The sequence below is a fragment of the Cupriavidus numazuensis genome (assembly GCF_905397435.1).
Classification (GTDB): Bacteria; Pseudomonadota; Gammaproteobacteria; order Burkholderiales; family Burkholderiaceae; genus Cupriavidus; species Cupriavidus numazuensis.
On sequence record NZ_CAJPVI010000003.1, the window covers coordinates 153,399 to 174,029 of the forward strand.

Genomic DNA, 20,631 nt, shown 5'->3' on the forward strand with positions numbered 1-20,631 from the left:
TGTGCGCCCGTGCTCCTGACAACTGCTGTCAGGAGAGGTGTCCCTTGCCGCGATTGGCCGAAGATTCAGCGCTCGAGCAGCGTACGGACGACCGGTTGCAGGGCATCGCCGAGGGCGATATGGGCATCGGCGTCAAGGTGCACGCCGTCGACGGCACTGCTCTGGATTACGGTGCCCGCATCGAACAGCGGGCAATCGACGGCGGCGCACAGGTCGCGCAAGGCCTCGGGCAGGCCCACCCACTTGTGCTCGCCGCCGGCGAACTTGGGCGCAAGCGGCCCGCACGGTGTGCGGATCGGCGGAGGCACGACCACCAGGATCGGTGGCACCGGCATGCCTGGTTCGGTGGGCGCCGTGCGGATGGCATGAATGAGCGCGCCGACCCCTTGTGCCGCATGCCAGGCGTTGTGCGGATGCATGGACTGGAAATCGTTGTTGCCCAGCATCAAAACCACGAGCGCCAGCGGGGAATGGATCTCGATGCGCTGCGCCAGACCCTGCAAGCCGTTGCGGCCCGGTTTGAACGGGTCGTCCCAGACGGTGCGCCGGCCGTTCAGGCAGTCCTCGATGATGCGGACCGGGGTGCCGCCGTCGGCGTTCAGGCCGAGTTCGAGCCGGCCCGGCCAGCGGACCGGGAAGGGCAGCCGCTGGCGCGTGCCGGGCACGATGCCCCACGAAAGCGAGTCGGCATAGACCAGGATCTGCAGCGGATCGACTTCAGACGGCGCGGTCAATGGCATGCGAAAGGCTCCTCTAGGCGCGTGGCGCGGATGCTGCGCTGCGCAGTGAAATGGTACTGACGAACAGGCCAGACACCTCATAATATCGATTACATCAGAACACGGAGAAATAAGTTGCGTTTCGAGCACTTGGTAGAGATCAACGATCCAGGCAATCCTCAACTGGATCCGCTCACGCCTGACCAGCTCTGGCAAGGGCTGGTCCTGCGCGCCGAGTCGCCCGAACTGTTCGTGCTGGGACTGGACCGCGCCGAAGTCTTGGCCCGGGGTGAAGGCTGGATCGACCGCGTGCTGCATTTCGGGGCTGCGAAGATCCATGACCGCGTGGTGTTCGAACCGCGCCGCCAGGTCCGCTACGAGACCGCTGCCACCGCCGAGCACGCCGGCGGCACGCTGACGATGGTGATCGAGACGCCCGCGGCGGGCGCGCTGCTGCTGCGCTTCGTGTACGACACGACCATGCCGGCCGTGGACGCCAGCGGCGACGACCGCTACGCCGAAATCGTCAAGTCCGCCTACCACGAGGCCGACATCGACACCGTCCGCAAGGTCCGCGAGATCGCTGCCACGGGGCGCCTGGGGTGAGCCGCGCTCCGCAAACGCCGGAAGGTTCCGGCGGCGGGTCGGACGGACCGACCCGGGCGGCGCTGCGCGCGCGCTACGGCGACCGCCTGCGCTGGCTGGTGCTGCTCACGCTGATGCTTGGGACGATGTCGTCCATCGTCTCTTCCACCATCATCAATGTCGCCATTCCCGACCTGAGCCGGCATTTCGTGCTCGGGCAGGAACGCGCGCAGTGGGTCGCGGCCAGTTTCATGATCGCCATGACGCTGGCAATGCTGCTGACGCCGTGGCTGCTCAACCGGTACGGCCTGCGCCGCACGTTCCTGGGGGCGCTGGTGTTGCTGGGCGTGGGCGGACTGGTAGGCGGGCTGTCGCCGACCTACGGCGTGATGATCGCGATGCGCGTGGCCGAAGGCGCCGCCGCGGGCATCATGCAGCCGCTGCCCAACATCCTCGTGTTGCGCGTCTTCGACGAGCGGGAGCAGGGCAAGGCCATGAGCCTGTTTGGGTTCGGCGTGGTGCTGGCGCCCGCGCTGGGGCCGAGCCTCGGTGGTTTCCTGGTGGAGGCCTTCGGCTGGCGTTCGATTTTCTTCGTGGTGGTGCCGTTGACGCTGCTAGGCGCAGTCATGGCGCGTCGCTTCATGGCCGTCGATTCGATCATGATGGGCGAACGCAAGCCGCTGGACTGGCGCGGGCTCGCGCTGGCCGGGGTCGCCACGGTCTGCCTGTTGAACGGCCTCGTGGAAATGCGCGAAAGCGTGGCCGCCGGGCTGGCGCTGGCTGGCCTGGGCGTGGTGCTGATCGTGGTGTTCGTGATGTGGCAGCTTCGCGCGGCCGATCCGCTGATGGACATGCGGCTCTACAGTTACCGCCAGTTCTCGGCGGGCGCGGTGGTCGCGTTCATCTACGGCGCCGGCCTGTTTGGTTCGACCTACCTGCTGCCGGTGTACATGCAGATGGCGCTGAGCTATACGCCGTCGCGCGCGGGCCTGGTGCTGCTGCCGGCCGGTATTGCGCTTGGCGTGACGATCGCTTTGGCGGGACGCTTCACGCATCGCGTATCACCGCATTTGCAGGTGTCGTTGGGGCTGGCGCTGCTGGCGCTGTCGTTCCTGCTGATGGCGACGGGTTCGCCGTCCACGCCGTACCTGGTGCTGGTGGCGCTGGCGGTGCTGGGCCGAATCGGGCTGGGTTGCATCCTGCCGTCGCTGACGCTCGGCTCCATGCGCGGTGTGGATTTCTCGCTGATCGCGCAAGGATCCAGTTGCATCAACTTCGTGCGCCAGCTTGGCGGCGCGATCGGCGTCAGCCTGGCCGGCGTGGGCCTGCAGTGGCGGCTGAACCAGCACGGCGTGGCGCTGGGGCAGGGCGGCGACGTGCTGGCGCAGGCTGCGCGCATCCGCGCGTTCGATGAAACCTTCCTGGCCGTGGGCGTGGTGATCGCCACGGCCATCCTCGCATCCTGGCGCATCCGGCCGAAGCCGGTGCCGGGAGCCTGAGGCGGGGCGCCGTCCGTTCCGACAGACGGCGCCAGCGAACCTTATTCCGTCGCGCCGCTGCGCAGGTCTTCCACCAGCGCGATGTAGCTCTCCATGGCCGCATCCTTGGCCGTGCCCTTGAGGGCTTCCCACGCCTCGAACTTGTAGCGGCCGACAAAATCCGTCATGCCCGGCTTGTCGCCGTGCGCATCGCCTTCGCTGCCTTGCTTGAACAGTGCGTACAGGCGCAGCAGCGTCATGTTGCTGGGGCGCTCGCTGAGTTGCTTGACGTCGATCTGGGCCTGTTCGAAGCGGGCTTGCAGGTCACTCATGGGTTCTCCTGTAGAGGTCGGGGGAAGGAATGGCCCGATGATAGTCGCCAACACGCCGCCCGCGCCCGTCAAAAAACCGAGGAAGGACTCGGTTTGGGGTGCCACCGGCTACAATCGCGCCATGTCCTGGATTCTTGCTGTCGAAACTTCCACCGAGTGGTGTTCTGTTGCACTGGGCCGTGCCACGGCGGATGGCGCGGTCGAGTCATGGTCTCGCCATGAACATACCGGCGCGCGCTCTTCCGCGCGCGTGCTGCCCGCAGCGGGCGAACTGCTGGCCGAGGCCGGCATTGCACTGGCCGATTGCGCTGCAATTGCGTTCGGCGCGGGCCCGGGCTCCTTTACCGGCCTGCGTACCGCTTGCGGCGTGGCGCAAGGCTTGGCCTTCGGCGCCGGGCTGCCGGTCATTCCCGTCAATACGCTGATGGTCTGCGCCGAAAGCGCACGCGGCGCCACGCCAGGTTTGCCTGCTGATGTGTCGGTGCTGGTCGCGCTGGACGCGCGCATGGACGAAGCCTATTCGAGCGCCTTCCGCTGGGACGAAGCGGCGCAGGAGTGGGCAGCCGAAACGCCGCTGCAGGTCGGCCCGCCGGAAACCGTGCCGCTGCCCGCCGGCGATTTCTGGGTAGCCGGCAACGCCGCGACGGTATTTGGCGAGCGCCTGGCGGGCCTGGCACGCGCCACGCGCGTGCTGCCCGAGGCGATGCCCCATGCGCAGCCGATGCTGGCCATCGCCCTGCGCGCGCTGGCGCGCGGCGAAACCATCGACGCCGCTGACGCCATGCCGATCTACCTGCGCGACAAGGTCGCACAGACCATCGAAGAGCGCGAAGCGGCCGCTGCAGCCAAGGCCGCGGCAAAGGCGGCGGCAGGGGGCGCATCGTGAGCGTGTCCTACCGTTCGGATGCGACCGACACCCCGGACTGGACGGGCATTCCGGCCATGCCCGCGCTGGCGAATGGCTGGGCACTCGGACGCATGAGCGCGCTGGACCTGCATGCGGTGGCGGAGATTGAATCGCGTGCCTACACCCATCCGTGGACGCGTGGCAATTTCGAGAACTCCATCAAGGCCGGCCATATGGGGCTGACCCTGCGCGATCCGCTGGGCACGCTCGTGGCGTATGCCGTGCTGATGCCGGTCGTCGACGAAATGCACCTGCTCAACATCACCGTGGAGCCTCACCGGCAGCGCCAGGGGCTGGGCCGGCTGATGCTCGCGGTGGCATTGGCCACGTCGCATACCCACCACCTGCATACGATGCTGCTCGAAGTGCGGCCTTCCAATACGGGCGCGCTGGCGCTGTACCTGGAGGCGGGCTTTGTCGAGATCGGCCGGCGCAAGGGTTACTACCCGGCAGCCGGTAACGCGCGCGAAGACGCACTGGTGCTGCGTCGGGCCTGGCCCGGCGGGGAGGACGCAGCATGAGCCGACGCGCGCAGTTCCTGGAAGTGCTGGGGATTCCGACCGAGTGGATTCCGCGCAGACCGCCTGCCGCGCCTGAGGGCGGCACTGTTGAGGCGGACTTGCCGGCTGTAATGGCTGCTGAGCCGGAAACCGCCGAGGAAGCGATATCGATGGTGGCGCAGGCATCGGTCGACATGGACGCAGTGGAGGCTGCCGACGTCTTCGACGTCGTGGAGCCCCTCGCAGAGCTGTTGCCCCCTGCGATAGTCGATGCCCCGCTCATCGCCCCCGTTCCGGACCGAGCAGCTGCCATTGCCGCCATGGACTGGCCCGCGCTGGACGCCGCCGTGGCCGCATGCGAAGCCTGCGGGCTGTGCAGCACGCGCACCAATACCGTATTCGGCGTAGGCGACCGCGAAGCGGAATGGATGCTCGTCGGCGAGGCCCCGGGCGAGAACGAAGACCTGCAAGGCGAGCCGTTCGTCGGCCAGGCCGGCAAGCTGCTCGACAATATGCTGGCGTCGCTCGGCCTCAGGCGCGGCCGCAATGTGTTCATCGCCAATGTGCTCAAGTGCCGTCCGCCGGGCAACCGCAATCCGGAACCGGCCGAGGTCGATCAGTGCGAGCCGTTCCTGAAGCGGCAGATTGCGCTGGTGCGGCCCAAGGTCATCGTCGTACTGGGCCGCTTTGCCGCGCAGTCGTTGCTGCGCACCACCACGCCGATCGGCAAGCTGCGCGGTACCGTCCACAGCTACGAAGGGATTCCCGTGGTGGTCACCTACCATCCCGCCTACCTGCTGCGCACCCTGACCGACAAGGCGCGCGCATGGGAGGACCTGTGCCTGGCCCGAGAGGTGCACGATCGTGCGGGAGCCCAGGCCTGATCTCCCGATAAGCCACGGCGGCAACGGCGTGCATACGCCGGCGCTGCCGCTGTGGCGTCAGGCCGCATCGCAACGCGCGCGCGACCTGGCCTGGTGCACGTTGTCCCCCCCGCTGCTTGAGACACTACCCGGCACCGCCAATGGCGGCGCACGCACGGCTCGCTGGCCTTCCGGCACCCAGGCCGCCTGGGAGCGCTGGCTCGAGCATGCCGATCCCGCCGGCCTCCCAGCCACCATTGGCGAACTCGCCAATGGCATTGCCGATGCCTTGCCTGAAGAGCCAGGACGCGCGCGAAGCCTGCGGCTGGGGCGCCATGCCGAGCGCCTGCTGCATTTCGCCCTGCGCCATGCGCAAGGGCTGGAACTGGTTGCCGCGAACGTGCCGGTGCGGCGCGCGCATGGCCATGGCATTCAGACGCTCGGCGAGCTCGACTTCGTCTGGCGCGATCTGGGCAGCGGCGAGGTCGTGCACTGGGAAATGGCCACCAAGTTCTACCTGATGGTCGATGCTGGCGGCACGCCGCCGCAGGGGCTGCGAGCGTTTGTCGGTCCCAACCTGGTGGACCGGCTGGGCGACAAGCTGGACCACATCGTGCAGCGTCAACTGCCGCTGGCCCGCACGGCCGAGGCGCAGGCGCTGCTGGGCCCTGCGGTGGACCGCAGCGAGGTATATCTGCTCGGGTGGCTGTTCTACCGGGATGGCCAGTTGCCGGCGGGGCTCGATGCGCTGGGCATTGCGCACAACCACCTGCACGGCTGGTGGTCCACGCTCGATGACTGGTTCGCTCGCGCCGCTTCGGCGCCCGGCACGCGCTGGTGCCGGCTGCCGCGGCCGGGATGGCTGTCTGGCGCATGGCTGGAGGAACGCGATACGGAAGACGCCGCGTCGCTGCGCGAGGCGCTGGCACAGCGCTTTGCCGATCCTGATCACGGCCACAGCTGGCGCCGGGAATCGCCGGTCATGCTGTGCGAACTGGAACCCGCCGGCGCACAGGCGCCGGGCTGGTGGCGCGAACGCTCGCGCGGATTCGTGGTGCCGCCGGGGTGGGAAGCCCGGGCGCGCGTGCGCGCCGCGGAGCCGGTGGAGGCGAGCGCCTAGCGGTGCCTGGTCCACTGCGTCAATCGAAAAGCGCCCCCGTTCGACTGCGCCGCCGGGTGCGCTTTCTCTGACGCAGCAGACTAGTGATGCTTGTCCTCGCCGATCATGGCGAGCGAATTGAACGTGCGTACGTTGTACTTGTGCACCTTCATGACCAGCGCCATGGTGATGCAGATGAACAGGCCCAGCGCCACGATCACGAGGCCGATCGGCACATTCAGCTTGATCAGCAAGGCATACAGGCACAGCATCAGCAGCACCGATACGTTCTCATTGAAGTTCTGCACGGCGATCGAGTGGCCGGCCGACAGCAGCACGTGGCCGCGGTGCTGCAGCAGTGCGTTCATCGGCACCACGAAATAGCCGGACATGGCGCCCACGATCATCAGGAATACATAGGCAATCGCCATGTACAGCGGCATGTGCAGGCCCAGCAGGTCGACCATGACCTGCGGCATGGCGTCCTTGGTGTAGAAGGCCATCAGCATCACGGTGGCGCCCATGGCCACGCCAAAGGGCAGCACGGACAGCGACTTGCGCAGCGGAATGCGCGCCGCCGCCATGATGGCGCCAACCGCCACGCCGACAGCGACCACGGCTTGCAGCAGGGCGCCCTGGGACAGGTTCAGGCCCAGCGATTTTTCCGCCCACTTCAGCACGATGAACTGCAGCGTGGCGCCCACGCCCCAGAACAGCGTGGTCACGGCCAGCGAAATCTGGCCCAGCTTGTCGCGCCACAGCGCGACAAAGCAGTCGCCGAACTCCGCGATCAGCTTGATCGGGTTCTTTTCCTGCTGCGGGTAGCGCGCGCCGGTGTCGGGAATGAACAGGTTGAAGATCGCGGCGATCACGTAGAACAGCATGATCACGACCATCGCGGCTTCGGCCGGCGTATTGATGCCGGTGTCGAAGTACGGGATGTCAAAGCGCAGCAGCACCTGAGAAATGTGCACGGAGATCAGCGCGCCGCCGACCACTGTGCCCAGGATGATGGAGCCCACGGTCAGCCCTTCGATCCACCCGTTGGCCATCACCAGCTTCTCTGGTGGCAGCAGTTCCGTCAAGATGCCGTACTTGGCGGGCGAGTACGCGGCCGCGCCGAAGCCGACGACGCCGTAAGCCAGCAAGGGGTGCAGGCCGAACATCATGATCGCGCAGCCGACGATCTTGATGGCATTCGTGATGAGCATCACCCGGCCTTTCGGCATGGAGTCCGCGAATGCGCCGACGAAGGCAGCCAGGATGACGTAGGAGAGAACGAAGAACAACTTGAGCAGCGGAGTCATCCACTGCGGGGAATGCAATTCAGTGAGAAGGGCGATGGCGGCGATGAGCAGCGCGTTGTCGGCCAGCGACGAAAAAAACTGCGCGGCCATGATGGTGTAAAAACCCTTCTTCATGCTTTCGACTTTGTCTCCATCGCGTTCTGCGTGCGCTATGGGAAGGGCTACGCCCATCGGCGTGGCCATGGTTTGTTGCAGGGGACCCTGAGCTGCGGCCTTGTCGAATTGTGTCGCATGCTTGGCACCGGGGCGCCGCGCGGTTTGCCTGACCGTCATTGACATATTGCTTCGCGTTTAGAACATGGCCTTAGCGTCCGGCTTTATATCACGAAAACACGACAATCCTGAATCCGCAAAGGCGCCAGTTTGACAGCGGGAGCGCGCTGCGATTCCCCGGGATTTGCCGGTCGTCGCTCCAGGATGTGTTCAAATAACGGCTGCGCATCGCTGACCGCGGACCGGGTCTTCCCTGATCTGGTGCATACGCCGCTGAAAGTGACGCCCGGTGGTATCCGGTGACGCCCGCATCACGCCGCGGCGTCTAGAGGATTCCTTCCACCGGCAGCGATGCATGCCTCGCGAGATGTGACTTCATGCCAAGACCGATCCACGCCGTCATCCATCAACCCGCCATTGCGAACAACCTTGAGGTCGTCCGCCGTCACGCCCCCGGTTCCCGCGTATGGGCCGTCATCAAGGCCAATGCCTACGGCCATGGGATCCGCCGTGTGTTCGCCGGCCTGCGTGGCACGGACGGCTTCGGGCTGCTCGACCTGAACGAGGCCGTGCAGCTGCGCGACCTCGGCTGGCAAGGCCCGATCCTGCTGCTGGAGGGTTTTTTCCAGCCGCAGGACGTGCCGCTGCTTGAACAATACCGGCTCACCACCGCGGTGCATTGCGACGAGCAGCTCCGGATGCTGGAGATCGCACGCCCGAAGGGCCCGCTGGCGATCCAGCTCAAACTCAATACGGGCATGAACCGGCTGGGCTTCCAGCCGTCGCAGTACCGCGCGGCGTGGGAGCGCGCACGCGCCATGCCCTGCGTGGGCAGTATCGTCCACATGACGCATTTTTCCGATGCCGACAGCCCGCGCGGCATCGCCCATCAGATCGAGGCTTTCGACACGGCCACGGCGAACCTGCCGGGCGAGGCGAGCCTGTCGAACTCCGCCGCGGTCCTGTGGCATCCCGAGGCGCACCGGGCGTGGGTGCGGCCTGGCGTCATCCTGTATGGCGCATCGCCGACCGGCCGCGAGGCCGACGTTGCGGGCGTCGGCCTGCAGCCGGCCATGTCGCTGCACAGCGAACTGATTGCGGTGCAGGACCTGCAGCCCGGCGATACGGTCGGCTACGGTTCGATGTTTACCGCTGATCGGCCCATGCGCATCGGCGTGGTGGCCTGTGGCTATGCGGATGGCTATCCGCGACATGCCACGGGTTGGGGCGAACACCGCGCTCCGGTGCTGGTGGACGGCGTGCGCACGGAACTCGTGGGCCGCGTGTCGATGGACATGCTGTGCGTCGACCTGGGGCCGTGCCCGAAGGCCAGGATCGGCAGTTCCGTCACCCTGTGGGGCCAGGGGCTGCCGATCGACGATGTCGCGCAGGCGAGCGGCACGGTGGGTTACGAGCTGATGTGCGCGCTGGCGCCTCGCGTGCCGACCACGGTGGCCACCATTACGGCGCCGGACAGCGCCTCGCCGCTGCTGGCCTGAGTGCTACCCTGACCGGATCCGTCTGACGGCCGGCTGCCATGTGGTGGCCGGCCGTCGCGTTTCCGCTACCCACTTTCGAGGATCTCCCGTTGGCCAAGACCAAGACCGTCTACACCTGTACCGAATGCGGCGGCACCGCGCCGCGCTGGGCCGGCCAGTGCCCGCACTGCCAGCAGTGGAACACGCTGGTCGAGACCGTCGAGGAAGGCAGTACTGCGGGCAAGCGCTTCCAGCCGCTGGCGGCCTCGGCCACGGTGCGCAAACTGTCGGAGATCGACGCTGCCGATGTCCCGCGCTTTTCGAGCGGCATCGATGAATTCGACCGCGTGCTCGGCGGCGGGCTGGTCGCGGGCGGGGTGGTGCTGATCGGCGGCGATCCGGGTATCGGCAAGTCGACGCTGCTGTTGCAGGCGCTGGCCAATCTGGCCGGACAGCGGCGCGTGCTCTATGTGAGCGGTGAAGAATCGGGCGCACAGATCGCGCTGCGCGCACAGCGCCTGGGCGTGGAAAGCCCGACGCTCGGGCTCCTCGCCGAAATCCAGCTCGAGAAAATCCAGGCCACGCTGGAGGCGGAAAAGCCCGAGGTCGCGGTGATCGACTCGATCCAGACGCTTTACTCGGAGGCGCTGACCTCGGCACCGGGGTCGGTCGCGCAGGTACGCGAGTGTGCGGCGCAACTGACACGCATTGCCAAGAGCAGCGGGATTACGATCATCCTGGTCGGCCACGTGACCAAGGAAGGCAATCTGGCCGGTCCGCGCGTGCTCGAGCACATCGTCGATACCGTGCTGTATTTCGAAGGTGATACGCATTCTTCGCACCGGTTGATCCGCGCGTTCAAGAATCGTTTCGGTGCCGTCAATGAACTGGGCGTGTTTGCGATGACGGAGCGCGGCCTGCGCGGCATCAGCAATCCGTCGGCGCTGTTCCTGTCGCAGCACGAAGAGACAGTGCCGGGTTCCTGCGTGCTCGTGACGCAGGAAGGCACGCGTCCGCTGCTGGTCGAAGTCCAGGCGCTCGTCGACACCGCCAACGTCCCGAACCCGCGGCGACTTGCCGTGGGCCTGGAGCAGAACCGGCTCGCGATGCTGCTGGCCGTGCTGCACCGGCATGCCGGCATTGCCTGCTTTGACCAGGACGTGTTCCTGAACGCCGTCGGCGGCGTGAAGATCACCGAGCCCGCGGCCGACCTGGCCGTGCTGCTGTCAATCCACTCGTCGATGCGCAACAAGCCGCTGCCGCGCGGGCTGGTGGTGTTCGGCGAAGTCGGGCTGGCCGGGGAAATCCGCCCGAGTCCGCGCGGGCAGGAGCGTCTGAAGGAAGCCGCGAAGCTCGGCTTCACGCAGGCCGTGATTCCCAAGGCCAATGCGCCGAAGCAGAAGATCGACGGGCTGGAAGTAATCGCAGTCGAGCGTATCGAGCAGGCGATCGACCGCGTGCGCCATCTCGACTGAGCGATGGCCGATCTCATCGAAATCGACACGCCGCGCCTGCACCTGCGCCAGTGGCGCGATGCCGACGATGCGCCGTTTGCCGCGCTGAACGCCGACGCCGAGGTGATGCGCTACTTTCCCGCGCCGCTGAGCCGTGCGGAAAGCAACGGCATGGCTGCGCGTTGCCGCGACAGGATTGACGCGCTCGGCTGGGGCTTCTGGGCATGCGAGCGCAAGGCAGATGGCGCTTTCATCGGTTTCGTCGGGCTCAATGTGCCGGCAGCGGCCTTGCCGTTCGCGCCATGCGTGGAGATCGGCTGGCGGCTCGCCCGCGAGGCATGGGGGCAGGGCTTCGCGACCGAAGCGGCTCGTGCGGCGCTGGTTGTGGGGTTTGAGCGGCTCGGGCTCGACGAGATCGTGTCCTTTACCGCGCTCGGCAACCGCCGCTCGCGGGCGGTGATGGAGCGCCTCGGCATGCATGAGGATGCGCTCGTGTTTGAGCACCCCGCGCTGCAGGCGGGTCATCCGCTTCGGTCACATTGCCTCTACCGGTTGCCTCGCGCCGACTGGGAAGCCGCTACACGTGGCTGCGTCTGAGCCTGCGGCAATCCGCCACAGGCGCGGATATGCCGTTTCCGTAAGTGGTCTCAGGGGACATTTCGGAAAATCGGTAATAATGCCGACCAACAGCCGGAGCGGATCGCGTGCTGGCAACCTGGCAGCCGTGATCCCGCTCTGTTCATCGTTTATGCAAGCCCGTCTATGCAAGCCAATTCCCGCGCCTATTTCCTGCTGATCTCCCTCATTTCATTCGGGCTGGTTGGCTTTGCGCTCTACCTCCAGTTTGAAAAGGGCTACCAGCCTTGCCCGCTGTGCATCATGCAGCGGTTCGCCTTTATCGGCATCGGGCTGTTCTCGCTGCTCGCGGTCATTGCCCAGAACACGCGTTCGCTGTGGCAGGGGCTCGGCATGCTGTCCGGCGTCGGCGGCATTGCCGTGGCCGTGTATCACGTGTCGCTGCTGCTGAACCCGAAGGCAAGCTGCGGCATCGATCCGCTGGAGAACTGGGTCAATGCCTTGCCCACGGCCAAGGTGCTGCCGCAGGTGTTCTATTCCGACGGTCTTTGCACGGCGCCGCTGCCGCCGGTGTTGGGCCTGTCCGTACCGGCCTGGTCGCTGATCTGGCTGTTCATCCTGACGCTGACGCTGGCGGTGGGGCTGATCCGGCGGGAGAAGAATTTCCGTTGAGTCGGGCGCATCGTCTGTGTAACGGAAAGTTGGTTTCCTGAGCATGGGCTCACTTGGTGAGCTGTACTGGCTCAGTCTTGCCGGATTCCTGGCGAGCGGGTGCTTGGCGAGCAACCGTGTTCATTCTTGAAATCGCCGCTGCCGCTTGCGGATACTCTGAGTCGCAGTAGTTCCGGTCCTGCCGGATGATTGCCGATGCTTCGAAATATTCGATGGTCGCCTGAACCGTGAGGATTGGAGGTGCTGGCTCTCGTACTCGCGCAAGGAGTCGATTCGTCAGCATGGCGAAGACGTCTGCTATTGTTCTGCGAACTTCAGGTTGGCCTGGTGTTTGTCGACGTTCAACGTAGTGCTTCACAAAGACCGCTCGTACGGCTGTCGAATTGCTGATTGTGTCGTACTGGGCTGAGGCGACTTTCATCATTGGCGATGCGCGTTCTCCATCGAACTCGTGAATCGCGTCCATTTTTGCGCCCAGAGACAACAAGCGATCGCACACCTTGTGATTCCCATATCGTACGGCCATCTGCAAAGGCGTATCGCTACCGGACACATCGCGTTCTATCCTGTGCGCAAGAGTTTGATTGTGTTCCAATATCTCAAGGCATCCTTGCGTGTCACCGCCCTTCAAGGATTCCTCAAAGGCATTCATTTCTGCACTGTGTCTGCCAAATATAAAACTGCTGAAGAATTCAACTAACATTATTATTTTTTATCATTCTGAGCGCTTCGCCGAATGGTGCTCGTTATCTGGGCTTGCCGCAAGCAGTTCAGTGATGAGGCCTGCGTGGGGAATGTGAGGCTCAAATTTCACGCTTTATCGTGAGTTGTACAGGCGTGGTCGTCGCTGTCCACAAAATCGCGAGCGTAAAGGCATATAACATGACGCCATTCACATGGGTCAGAAATGCCTGCGTCAATCCGAATATCAGATAAGACAGGCTTAACATGATTCCGGCGACAGCGTAGGGTTTTGCCTGTTCAGTGACGTGCCGGGTGCGGACTGCAAACAGGTAGAGCGGGGCAAGATAAAGTATCAGTACTGCGAACAGCCCAAGGATACCCCGCTTGACCCAGGCATCAAGGTATTCGTTGTGCAGATGACTGTGTTCTCCGACAACGGCATCGACCTTGCCTTCATGAATCAGCCGTTGTACATCGTTCATGTAGCCTTGCTTACCCCAACCTAGTGCAGGCCTCTCTTTGATCAGCAAAATGCCTGTGCGCCACATCTCGAGGCGTGCTCCGACCGATGTGCGGGCATTGTGTTCTTTCGAATAGGCACTGCTTTCGGTGAAGGCCAGTTCTATGCGCTTCTTGACAGAGTTGTGTGGCGCTGCCTGGTAGAACATGACGGCGACCAGAACTGCAATGAGTCCGACCGCAAAGTGCCAAGCCTTCCAGACACGCCGATACTGGAACATCAGCACGGCGAGGCAGAAAGGCAAGGCTAGCCAACTGCCGCGACTGCCGGTGAAAAGGGAGCCAAGTATGCCGCAGACCGCCCCTGTGACGAGTGCTGTCATCCAGGCAGTGGCATGGCGTTGATTGCGTGCCCAATCGATCCCGGCAAGGCAAAGAGTGCCTAATAGAAGGCTGATGTTTCCATATTGAATGGGATTGGTGAAGCCTTCAGCTCGCTCATGTAAAAGGACAAGGGTCTGCCATGCCGAGAATATGCCAGAACCGATTGCACCCGTCGCTAGTCCGCCCCAGATGGCAATGGGCGTTGGTGGATACTCCAGAAGCAGAAATATTGCTGGAATTGCCAGCAAAAAGCGTAAGGGAGCGTCATATTCGCGTCCAGGCGAGACCTGGAAAACGTTCATGAGGCAGGACGAGAAGAAATATATGGCCAGCGCTGCGATGACGACGTAGTCCGGCGTGGCGAGGTTCACCCGGCGCTGGGCGCGCATAAGGACGAAGCTGCCGAGCAAGAGCAAAACGGGGCCGACAGAAAATCCACCAGGTATGACTAATGAGATGGCAAAGAATATAAAGGTGGCAAATGACGTGTAGGCAAACATTGAACGATTACATGGTCTTGCGGAATTGCGCGGCGCCAGTTCTCGCGGCGGAGCCGAGGGGATTGGGGCACTCCAGCAGGCTCGGCCTTTGTGAGGGGGCTAAGGCTCGGGCGTAAACCGATAATTGTCGGTTGGCAGGCTGCTGCATTGAGCCCTACTCAAGTAGGGGCGGTGGCCAAGCGGTGAGTTGCCGAATGGCGCGGATAGCGGTATGGAGAATTCCCGCGGAGTATTGTCTGTTGCGAAAGCGGAAGACGCAGCAACAAGGCGGGCCTGCACCATCACGCAATCTGCTCGATCTGCTCCTGCAGTTCCAGCCATTTTTCTTCAAGCGTTTCCAGTTCGCCGTTGACTTCGCCCTGGCGCTTGAGCATCTCCATCAGCTTCGCCTTGTTGGCCTCGGCATAGCTGGTCTCATCGGCCATGAACTGGTCGATCTCGGTCTTGGCGGTCTGCAGCACCGTCATGCGCTTTTCCACCTTTTCCAGTTCCTTGGTCAGCGGCTTGCGCAGGTGCGCCAGCCGCTGACGCTCGTCCGCTTCGGCGCGGCGCTGGTCCTTGCGGTTGACCGCGGCCGCATTGCCGCCGGTCTCCGCCTGGTGCGCGGCCACGGCGGCGTTGCGCTTGGCCGCGGCCTGCTGCAGCAGCCAGTCGCGGTAGTCATCGAGATCGCCGTCGAACGGCTTGATGGTGCCGTCGGCGACCAGCATGAACTGGTCGGCGGTGGCGCGCAGCAGGTGGCGGTCGTGCGAGACCAGGATCAGCGTGCCTTCGAACTGCGCCAGCGCCATGGTCAGCGCCTCGCGCGTGTCCAGGTCCAGGTGGTTGGTCGGTTCGTCGAGCAGCAGCAGGTTGGGCTTCTGCCAGACGATCAGCGACAGCGCCAGGCGGGCCTTTTCGCCGCCCGAGAACGGCTCGATCGGCGCGGTGGCCATATCGCCGCGGAAGTTGAAGCTGCCGAGGAAATCGCGCAGTTCCTGCTCGCGGGTGTCCGGCGCCAGGCGCGCCAGGTGCTGCAGCGGAGATTCGTGGTCGCGCAGCGTTTCCAGCTGGTGCTGGGCGAAGTAGCCGATCTGCAGGCCCTTGCCCAGGCGCAGCGTGCCGGTGAGCGGATCCTGCGTGCCGGCCAGCGTCTTGACCAGCGTCGACTTGCCCTGGCCGTTGGCACCGAGCAGGCCGATGCGCTGGCCGTTCTGGATCGACAGCGCCAGCTTGTGCAGGATGGTCACCGGCGGGTCGGCCTCGGCATAGCCGCAGTCGACGCCGTCGAGCACCATCATCGGGTTCGGTGCGGCATCGGGCTCGCGGAACTCGAAGGCGAAGCCCGCAGCGACGTGCACCGGCGCCAGTCGCTCCATCTTCTCAAGCGCCTTGACGCGGCTCTGGGCTTGGCGCGCCTTGGTCGCCTTGGCCTTGAAGCGCGTGATGAACGATTCCAGGTGCGCGATTTCCTTCTGCTGTCGGGTATAGGCCGACTGCTGTTGCGCCATCTGCTGCAGGCGCAGGGTCTCGAACAGCGTGTAGTTGCCGCCGTAGCGGCGCAGCTGCTGGTTTTCGATGTGGACCGTGACGTTGCAGATCGCGTCCAGGAATTCGCGGTCGTGCGAAATCATGACCAGCGTGCCCGGGTAGCGCGCGAGCCAGTCTTCGAGCCAGACGATGGCGTCGAGGTCCAGGTGGTTGGTCGGTTCGTCGAGCAGCAGCAGGTCCGACGGGCACATCAGCGCCTGCGCCAGGTTCAGGCGCATGCGCCATCCGCCCGAGAACGACGACACCGGCTGCGACACCTGCGGCAGCGTGAAGCCCAGGCCCAGCAACAGCGCCTCGGCGCGGGCCGGGGCGGTGTAGCCATCGGCATCGGCAAAGGCGGCGTGCGCTTCGCCTTCCGCACTGCCATCGCCGACCGCTTGTGCCTCGTTGATGGCGGCCTCGATCTCACGCAGTCGGGTATCGCCGTCGATCACGTAGTCCACTGCGCTGCGCGCTACTGCCGGCGTTTCCTGTGCCACGTGTGCGATGCGCCACTGTGCGGGCACCGTCACGTCGCCGCCGTCCGGGTGCAGTTCTCCTCGCAGCATGGAGAACAGCGTGGACTTGCCGCTGCCGTTGGCGCCAACGAGGCCCACGCGTTCGCCCGGATTGAGCGTCACGCTGGTGTGGTCGAACAGCACCTTGGTGCCGCGCTGGAGGACAAGCTGGTCGATTCGGATCACGAGTAAGGCAGAAGCGTCGGTAAGCGGGGATAAAACAGCGGAAAAGCGCGGAAAGCGCGGACAGCGGCCCAGGATGCGGCGCTCGGCGGCATTGTAGCGTTTCCCGTCGGTGGTGACCCGCTCGTTTGACGGCATGTCCTAGGGATTACCCTTGAATGATGAAAACCCTGTTTTCTTGTTCTCGGTCTGCGTGTAAATTCATTTTCATTGCGGCCACCACGACCGATGTCTGGTTTTCACATCGGCCAAAGCTCCTGATACCCATGCCGGACGGCACCTCGATCTCTGAACGTATTGCGCGCAGCCTGCCTGCGCTGACGCCCGCTCACCAGCGCATGGCCGAATACGTGCTCGCCAATCCGTTCCGCGCCGCGACGATGCGGATCGATGAATTCGCGGCGGCGGTGCAGGTATCGGTCGCGACGGCCAACCGTTTTGCGCGCGCGCTCGGGTTTGATGGCTATCCGCAGTTCCGCGCCGAACTGGTGCGCGGTTTCGAGGCGACGCTGGCGCCGGTGGAGCGTTTGCGTTCGGAGCTGGAGCGGCCTGCCACGGCCGCCGAGGCATTTGCAGCGTCGCTGGACAACGCCGCCGCGAACCTCGAGGCCACGCGCCGCGCGCTGGATGCCGACGCGTGCGAACGGGCGGTATCCGCGATTCTTGCCGCGGAGCGCGTCTACATTGCGGGCTTCGGCGCAAGCGGCTTCCTGTCGGGCCTGCTGCAGCACGGCCTCGAAATGCACTGCCGCATGGTGACCTCGGTCGCCGGTGCGGGCGGTGCGTCGCACGCGGCGCGCCAGTTGTTCAAGCTGAGCCCCGCCGACCTCGTCATCGCCATCGCGTTTCCGCGCTACGTGTCGGATACCGTGGTGCTGGCCCAGCGCGCCAAGGCACGCGGCGCGCGCTTGCTGGCGCTGACCGATGGCCCGACCTCGCCGCTGGCGCCGATTGCCGATATCGCGCTCTATGCGCAGGCCGCCAACCGGCTGTCGGCCAATTCGGATGCCAACGTGCTCGCGTTGATCGAAGCGCTGTGCGGCGCCGTGGCACACCGCGCCGAACGCCCGGTCAAGGCCGCGGCCGAGATGACTGAATTCCTGCTGCCGTGGCTGTATGGCGCCCATGCCGGCAATGCCGGCACTACGGCAGCTGCACAGCCCGTGGCATCGGCCGATGCCGATGATGGCAAGCCCGCCACCGGCCGCCGCAACCCTTCCAAGCACCCGAAAGCTTAGTCCCCTATGAACCAAGCAGTCATTGCCATCCACGGCGGCGCCGGCACGATCACGCGTGCGGCCATGGATTCCGCCCGCGAACGCGAATACATCGAAGCGCTGGAACAGGTGCTGCTGGCAGGCCAGCGCGTGCTGGCCGGTGGCGGCACGGCCATCGACGCTGTGACGGAAGCCGTCCGCCTGCTGGAAGAGTGCCCGCTGTTCAACGCCGGCAAGGGCGCAGTGCTGACGCACGCCGGCACCTACGAACTCGATGCCGCCGTCATGGATGGTGCGACGCTCAATGCGGGCGCGGTAGCGTGCGTATCGCGGCTGCGCAACCCGGTACTGGCCGCGCGCGCTGTGATGGATCACAGCGAACACGTGCTGTTCGCGGGCGAAGGCGCGGAAGCCTTTGCCGAGGCACACGGGCTGGAACTGGTGTCGCGCGATTACTACTACACCAAGGCCCGCTACGAGCAATGGGAACGCGCGCGCGCCGTGCAGGGCATGGCGCTGCTCGATCATGATGCCGCCGCGCTCGCCGCGCGCGCGCTGGCCGGCAAGCCCGATCCGATCGATCCGGACAGCAAGTTCGGCACCGTCGGCGCCGTGGCCTGCGACAGCTTCGGCAACCTGGCCGCCGCGACGTCCACGGGCGGCGTCACCAACAAGCAGGTCGGCCGCGTCGGCGATTCGCCGCTGATCGGCGCCGGCTGCTATGCCGATGACGTTGCCGCGGTGTCGGCCACGGGCACCGGTGAAATGTTCATCCGTACCGTGGCAGCACATGATGTGTCGGCACAGATGCGTTATGCCGGCCTGTCGCTCGAGGAATCGGCGCGCCGCGTGGTCATGGAAAAGCTGCCGGCTATCGGCGGCCGTGGCGGCCTGATCGCGGTGGACCGTGCCGGCAATATCACGCTGCCGTTCAACACCGAGGGCATGTACCGCGGCTTTGCGCGCGCGGACGGTCCGGTGACCGTGTCGATCTACGGCTGACACGCCGTTTTCCATCCGCAATTCCCGCAGCAATCCCAGGGGGAGCCAGTGGCTGAACTCTCTTCTCAATCGAATATCGTGCTGCCGCCGCAGCGTGTGGTGTCGGTGGACGGCCTGACCGTCCGCTTTTCCACGTCCGAGCGCACCGTCGAAGCCGTGCGCAACCTGTCGTTCCACGTCGACCGTGGCGAGACGCTGGCCGTGGTCGGGGAATCCGGCTCAGGCAAGTCCGTGACCTCGCTCGCACTGATGCGCCTGGTCGAGCATGGCGGCGGCAAGATCGCATCGGGCAGCATGGCGCTGCGCCGGCGCGGCGGCGACGTCATCGACCTGGCCCGCGCCGACAACGCCACGCTGCGCAGCGTGCGTGGCGCCGACGTGGCGATGATCTTCCAGGAGCCGATGACCTCGCTCAACCCGGTGTTCCCGGTGGGCGAACAGATCGCTGAATCGATCCGCCTGCACCAGGGCAAGAGCCGCGCAGCCGCGCGCGCCGAGGCGCTGCGCATGCTGGAACTGGTGCGCATTCCGGAAGCGAAGCGCGTGCTGGACCGCTTCCCGCACCAGCTTTCGGGCGGCATGCGCCAGCGCGTGATGATCGCGATGGCGCTGTCCTGCAAGCCCGCGTTGCTGATCGCCGACGAGCCCACCACGGCGCTCGACGTGACCATCCAGGCCGAGATCCTGCAACTGATCCGCGGCCTGCAGGCGGAAATGCACATGGGCGTGGTTTTCATCACGCACGACATGGGCGTGGTGGCCGAAGTGGCCGACCGCGTGCTGGTGATGTACCGCGGCGAGAAGGTGGAAGAGGGCGGCTCGGATGAAGTCTTCCGCGCGCCGGCCCACCCGTACACGCGCGCGCTGCTGTCCGCCGTGCCGAGGCTCGGCGCGATGCAGGGCACCGACCTGCCGGCCAAGTTCCCGTTGCTGCAGCTTGGCGATTCTGCACCGACACAAGAAGCGCCGCAGGACACCGTATCGTCCGACGCCAGGCCGATCCTGCGCGTGCGCGATCTGGTGACGCGCTTCGACGTGCCGGGCGGCGTGTTCGGCCGCGTCACGCGGCGCGTGCATGCCGTGGAGCAGGTCAGCTTCGATCTCTATCCGGGCGAGACGCTGGCGCTGGTCGGTGAGTCGGGCTGCGGCAAGTCGACCACGGGCCGCTCGCTGTTGCGCCTGGTGGAAAGCCAGAGCGGCAGCATCGAATTCGCCGGGCACGATATCAGCCACATGGAAGGCCCCGCGCTGCAGAACTTGCGTCGCAATATCCAGTTCATCTTCCAGGACCCGTTCGCCTCGCTCGATCCGCGCGTGCCGGTCGGCTATTCGATCATGGAGCCGCTGCTCGTGCACAAGGTGGCCAGCGGCAAGGACGCCGAAAAGCGCGTTGCGTGGCTGCTGGAGAAGGTCGGACTCGATCCCTCGCATGCCGCACGCTATCCGCACGAGTTCTCGGGCGGCCAGCGCCAGCGCATCTGCATTGCACGTGCGCTCGCGCTCAACCCGAAGGTGGTCGTGGCTGACGAGTCGGTATCGGCACTCGATGTCTCGATCCAGGCGCAGATCGTCAACCTGATGCTGGATCTGCAGCGCGAGCTCGGCATTGCGTTCCTGTTCATCTCGCACGACATGGCCGTGGTGGAGCGAGTCAGCCATCGCGTGGCGGTGATGTACCTCGGCCAGATCGTCGAGATCGGCCCGCGCCGCGCGATCTTCGAGAACCCGCAGCACCCGTACACGAAAAAGCTGATGGCCGCCGTGCCGATCGCCGACCCGGCGCGCCGCCACCTTCGGCGCGAACCGTTGTCGGACGAAATTCCCAGCCCGATCCGCGCGGTCGGCGACGAACCGGTGGTGCAGCCGCTGGTGCCCGTCGCGGACAGCCGTGGGATCGGCCACTTTGTCGCGCGGCACGCCGTTGGCGGTGCCTACTGAAATCGGTTTATCCAAGGAGAATCAAGATGTCTGCATGGATGGTTTCGCCCAGGC

General features: G+C 65.3%; 19 protein-coding genes. 13 read left to right on the plus strand and 6 right to left on the minus strand.

Annotated features, from left to right (window positions below; genetic code table 11):
• Positions 1-65 precede the first annotated feature (65 nt).
• Complete coding sequence (locus KHO41_RS04355; protein WP_211952075.1) at positions 66-740, minus strand: SGNH/GDSL hydrolase family protein; 675 nt, start codon at positions 738-740, stop codon at positions 66-68.
• A 114-nt stretch (positions 741-854) separates the two neighbouring features.
• On the opposite strand from KHO41_RS04355, the gene KHO41_RS04360 reads away from it, so the two are divergent.
• Positions 855-1,325, plus strand: coding sequence for an SRPBCC family protein (locus tag KHO41_RS04360; protein ID WP_211952076.1), 471 nt, complete (start codon positions 855-857; stop codon positions 1,323-1,325).
• The gene (locus tag KHO41_RS04365; protein WP_211952077.1) at positions 1,322-2,803 is read left to right on the plus strand and encodes a DHA2 family efflux MFS transporter permease subunit; all 1,482 of its coding nucleotides are present in this window, start codon (positions 1,322-1,324) and stop codon (positions 2,801-2,803) included. Before KHO41_RS04360 ends, KHO41_RS04365 begins: the two co-directional genes overlap by 4 nt.
• A 41-nt stretch (positions 2,804-2,844) precedes the next feature.
• Here the strand turns inward: KHO41_RS04365 and KHO41_RS04370 are convergent, their stop codons facing one another.
• Positions 2,845-3,114 (minus strand): acyl-CoA-binding protein, encoded by a 270-nt coding sequence (locus KHO41_RS04370; protein WP_211952078.1) that lies wholly within the window; start codon positions 3,112-3,114, stop codon positions 2,845-2,847.
• 121 nt (positions 3,115-3,235) lie between these two features.
• On the opposite strand from KHO41_RS04370, the gene tsaB reads away from it, so the two are divergent.
• From tsaB to KHO41_RS04390, 4 genes are read left to right on the plus strand one after another with little or no spacing between them, the layout of a single operon-like run.
• Positions 3,236-4,000, plus strand: a complete 765-nt coding sequence (gene tsaB, locus KHO41_RS04375; RefSeq protein ID WP_211952079.1) for a tRNA (adenosine(37)-N6)-threonylcarbamoyltransferase complex dimerization subunit type 1 TsaB — start codon at positions 3,236-3,238, stop codon at positions 3,998-4,000.
• 56 nt (positions 4,001-4,056) lie between these two features.
• Complete coding sequence (gene rimI / locus KHO41_RS04380) at positions 4,057-4,542, plus strand: ribosomal protein S18-alanine N-acetyltransferase (RefSeq protein ID WP_211952142.1); 486 nt, start codon at positions 4,057-4,059, stop codon at positions 4,540-4,542.
• The gene (locus tag KHO41_RS04385) at positions 4,539-5,405 is read left to right on the plus strand and encodes a uracil-DNA glycosylase (RefSeq protein WP_211952080.1); all 867 of its coding nucleotides are present in this window, start codon (positions 4,539-4,541) and stop codon (positions 5,403-5,405) included. The genes rimI and KHO41_RS04385 overlap by 4 nt, the downstream gene beginning before the upstream one ends.
• A complete protein-coding gene (locus KHO41_RS04390; protein ID WP_211952081.1) occupies positions 5,386-6,504 on the plus strand; it encodes a DUF1853 family protein in 1,119 nt (372 codons plus the stop codon). Before KHO41_RS04385 ends, KHO41_RS04390 begins: the two co-directional genes overlap by 20 nt.
• 80 nt (positions 6,505-6,584) lie before the next feature.
• Here the strand turns inward: KHO41_RS04390 and lplT are convergent, their stop codons facing one another.
• A complete protein-coding gene (lplT, locus tag KHO41_RS04395; RefSeq protein ID WP_211952082.1) occupies positions 6,585-7,904 on the minus strand; it encodes a lysophospholipid transporter LplT in 1,320 nt (439 codons plus the stop codon).
• A 476-nt stretch (positions 7,905-8,380) separates the two neighbouring features.
• Here lplT and alr point away from each other — a divergent pair, with 476 nt between their 5' ends.
• The 4 genes from alr to KHO41_RS04415 all read left to right on the plus strand — a co-directional run bounded on the left by alr (position 8,381) and on the right by KHO41_RS04415 (position 12,183).
• The gene (gene alr, locus KHO41_RS04400; RefSeq protein ID WP_211952083.1) at positions 8,381-9,502 is read left to right on the plus strand and encodes an alanine racemase; all 1,122 of its coding nucleotides are present in this window, start codon (positions 8,381-8,383) and stop codon (positions 9,500-9,502) included.
• 89 nt (positions 9,503-9,591) lie between these two features.
• Positions 9,592-10,956: a DNA repair protein RadA gene (gene radA, locus KHO41_RS04405; RefSeq protein ID WP_211952084.1), complete on the plus strand. Its 1,365-nt coding sequence runs from the start codon at positions 9,592-9,594 to the stop codon at positions 10,954-10,956.
• Between the two features lie 3 nt (positions 10,957-10,959).
• Positions 10,960-11,532, plus strand: a complete 573-nt coding sequence (locus KHO41_RS04410) for a GNAT family N-acetyltransferase (protein WP_211952085.1) — start codon at positions 10,960-10,962, stop codon at positions 11,530-11,532.
• 165 nt (positions 11,533-11,697) lie between these two features.
• Positions 11,698-12,183: a disulfide bond formation protein B gene (locus KHO41_RS04415; protein WP_211952086.1), complete on the plus strand. Its 486-nt coding sequence runs from the start codon at positions 11,698-11,700 to the stop codon at positions 12,181-12,183.
• 49 nt (positions 12,184-12,232) lie between these two features.
• Here the strand turns inward: KHO41_RS04415 and KHO41_RS04420 are convergent, their stop codons facing one another.
• The 3 genes from KHO41_RS04420 to KHO41_RS04430 all read right to left on the minus strand — a co-directional run bounded on the left by KHO41_RS04420 (position 12,233) and on the right by KHO41_RS04430 (position 16,423).
• Entirely contained in the window at positions 12,233-12,886 is a 654-nt protein-coding gene (locus KHO41_RS04420; protein WP_211952087.1) for an ankyrin repeat domain-containing protein, read from the minus strand.
• A 100-nt stretch (positions 12,887-12,986) separates the two neighbouring features.
• The gene (locus KHO41_RS04425) at positions 12,987-14,210 is read right to left on the minus strand and encodes an O-antigen ligase family protein (RefSeq protein WP_211952088.1); all 1,224 of its coding nucleotides are present in this window, start codon (positions 14,208-14,210) and stop codon (positions 12,987-12,989) included.
• Between the two features lie 281 nt (positions 14,211-14,491).
• Complete coding sequence (locus tag KHO41_RS04430; RefSeq protein WP_211952089.1) at positions 14,492-16,423, minus strand: ATP-binding cassette domain-containing protein; 1,932 nt, start codon at positions 16,421-16,423, stop codon at positions 14,492-14,494.
• A 263-nt stretch (positions 16,424-16,686) separates the two neighbouring features.
• Between KHO41_RS04430 and KHO41_RS04435 the strand changes: the two genes are divergently transcribed.
• Genes KHO41_RS04435 through KHO41_RS04445 form a run of 3 tightly spaced genes read left to right on the plus strand, consistent with a single transcriptional unit; the run spans position 16,687 to position 20,577 of the window.
• Positions 16,687-17,658 (plus strand): MurR/RpiR family transcriptional regulator, encoded by a 972-nt coding sequence (locus KHO41_RS04435; RefSeq protein ID WP_211952090.1) that lies wholly within the window; start codon positions 16,687-16,689, stop codon positions 17,656-17,658.
• A gap of 6 nt (positions 17,659-17,664) precedes the next feature.
• A complete protein-coding gene (locus KHO41_RS04440) occupies positions 17,665-18,639 on the plus strand; it encodes an isoaspartyl peptidase/L-asparaginase family protein (RefSeq protein WP_211952091.1) in 975 nt (324 codons plus the stop codon).
• Positions 18,640-18,687: 48 nt separating this feature from the next.
• Positions 18,688-20,577: a dipeptide ABC transporter ATP-binding protein gene (locus KHO41_RS04445; RefSeq protein WP_211952092.1), complete on the plus strand. Its 1,890-nt coding sequence runs from the start codon at positions 18,688-18,690 to the stop codon at positions 20,575-20,577.
• Positions 20,578-20,631: the final 54 nt, after the last annotated feature.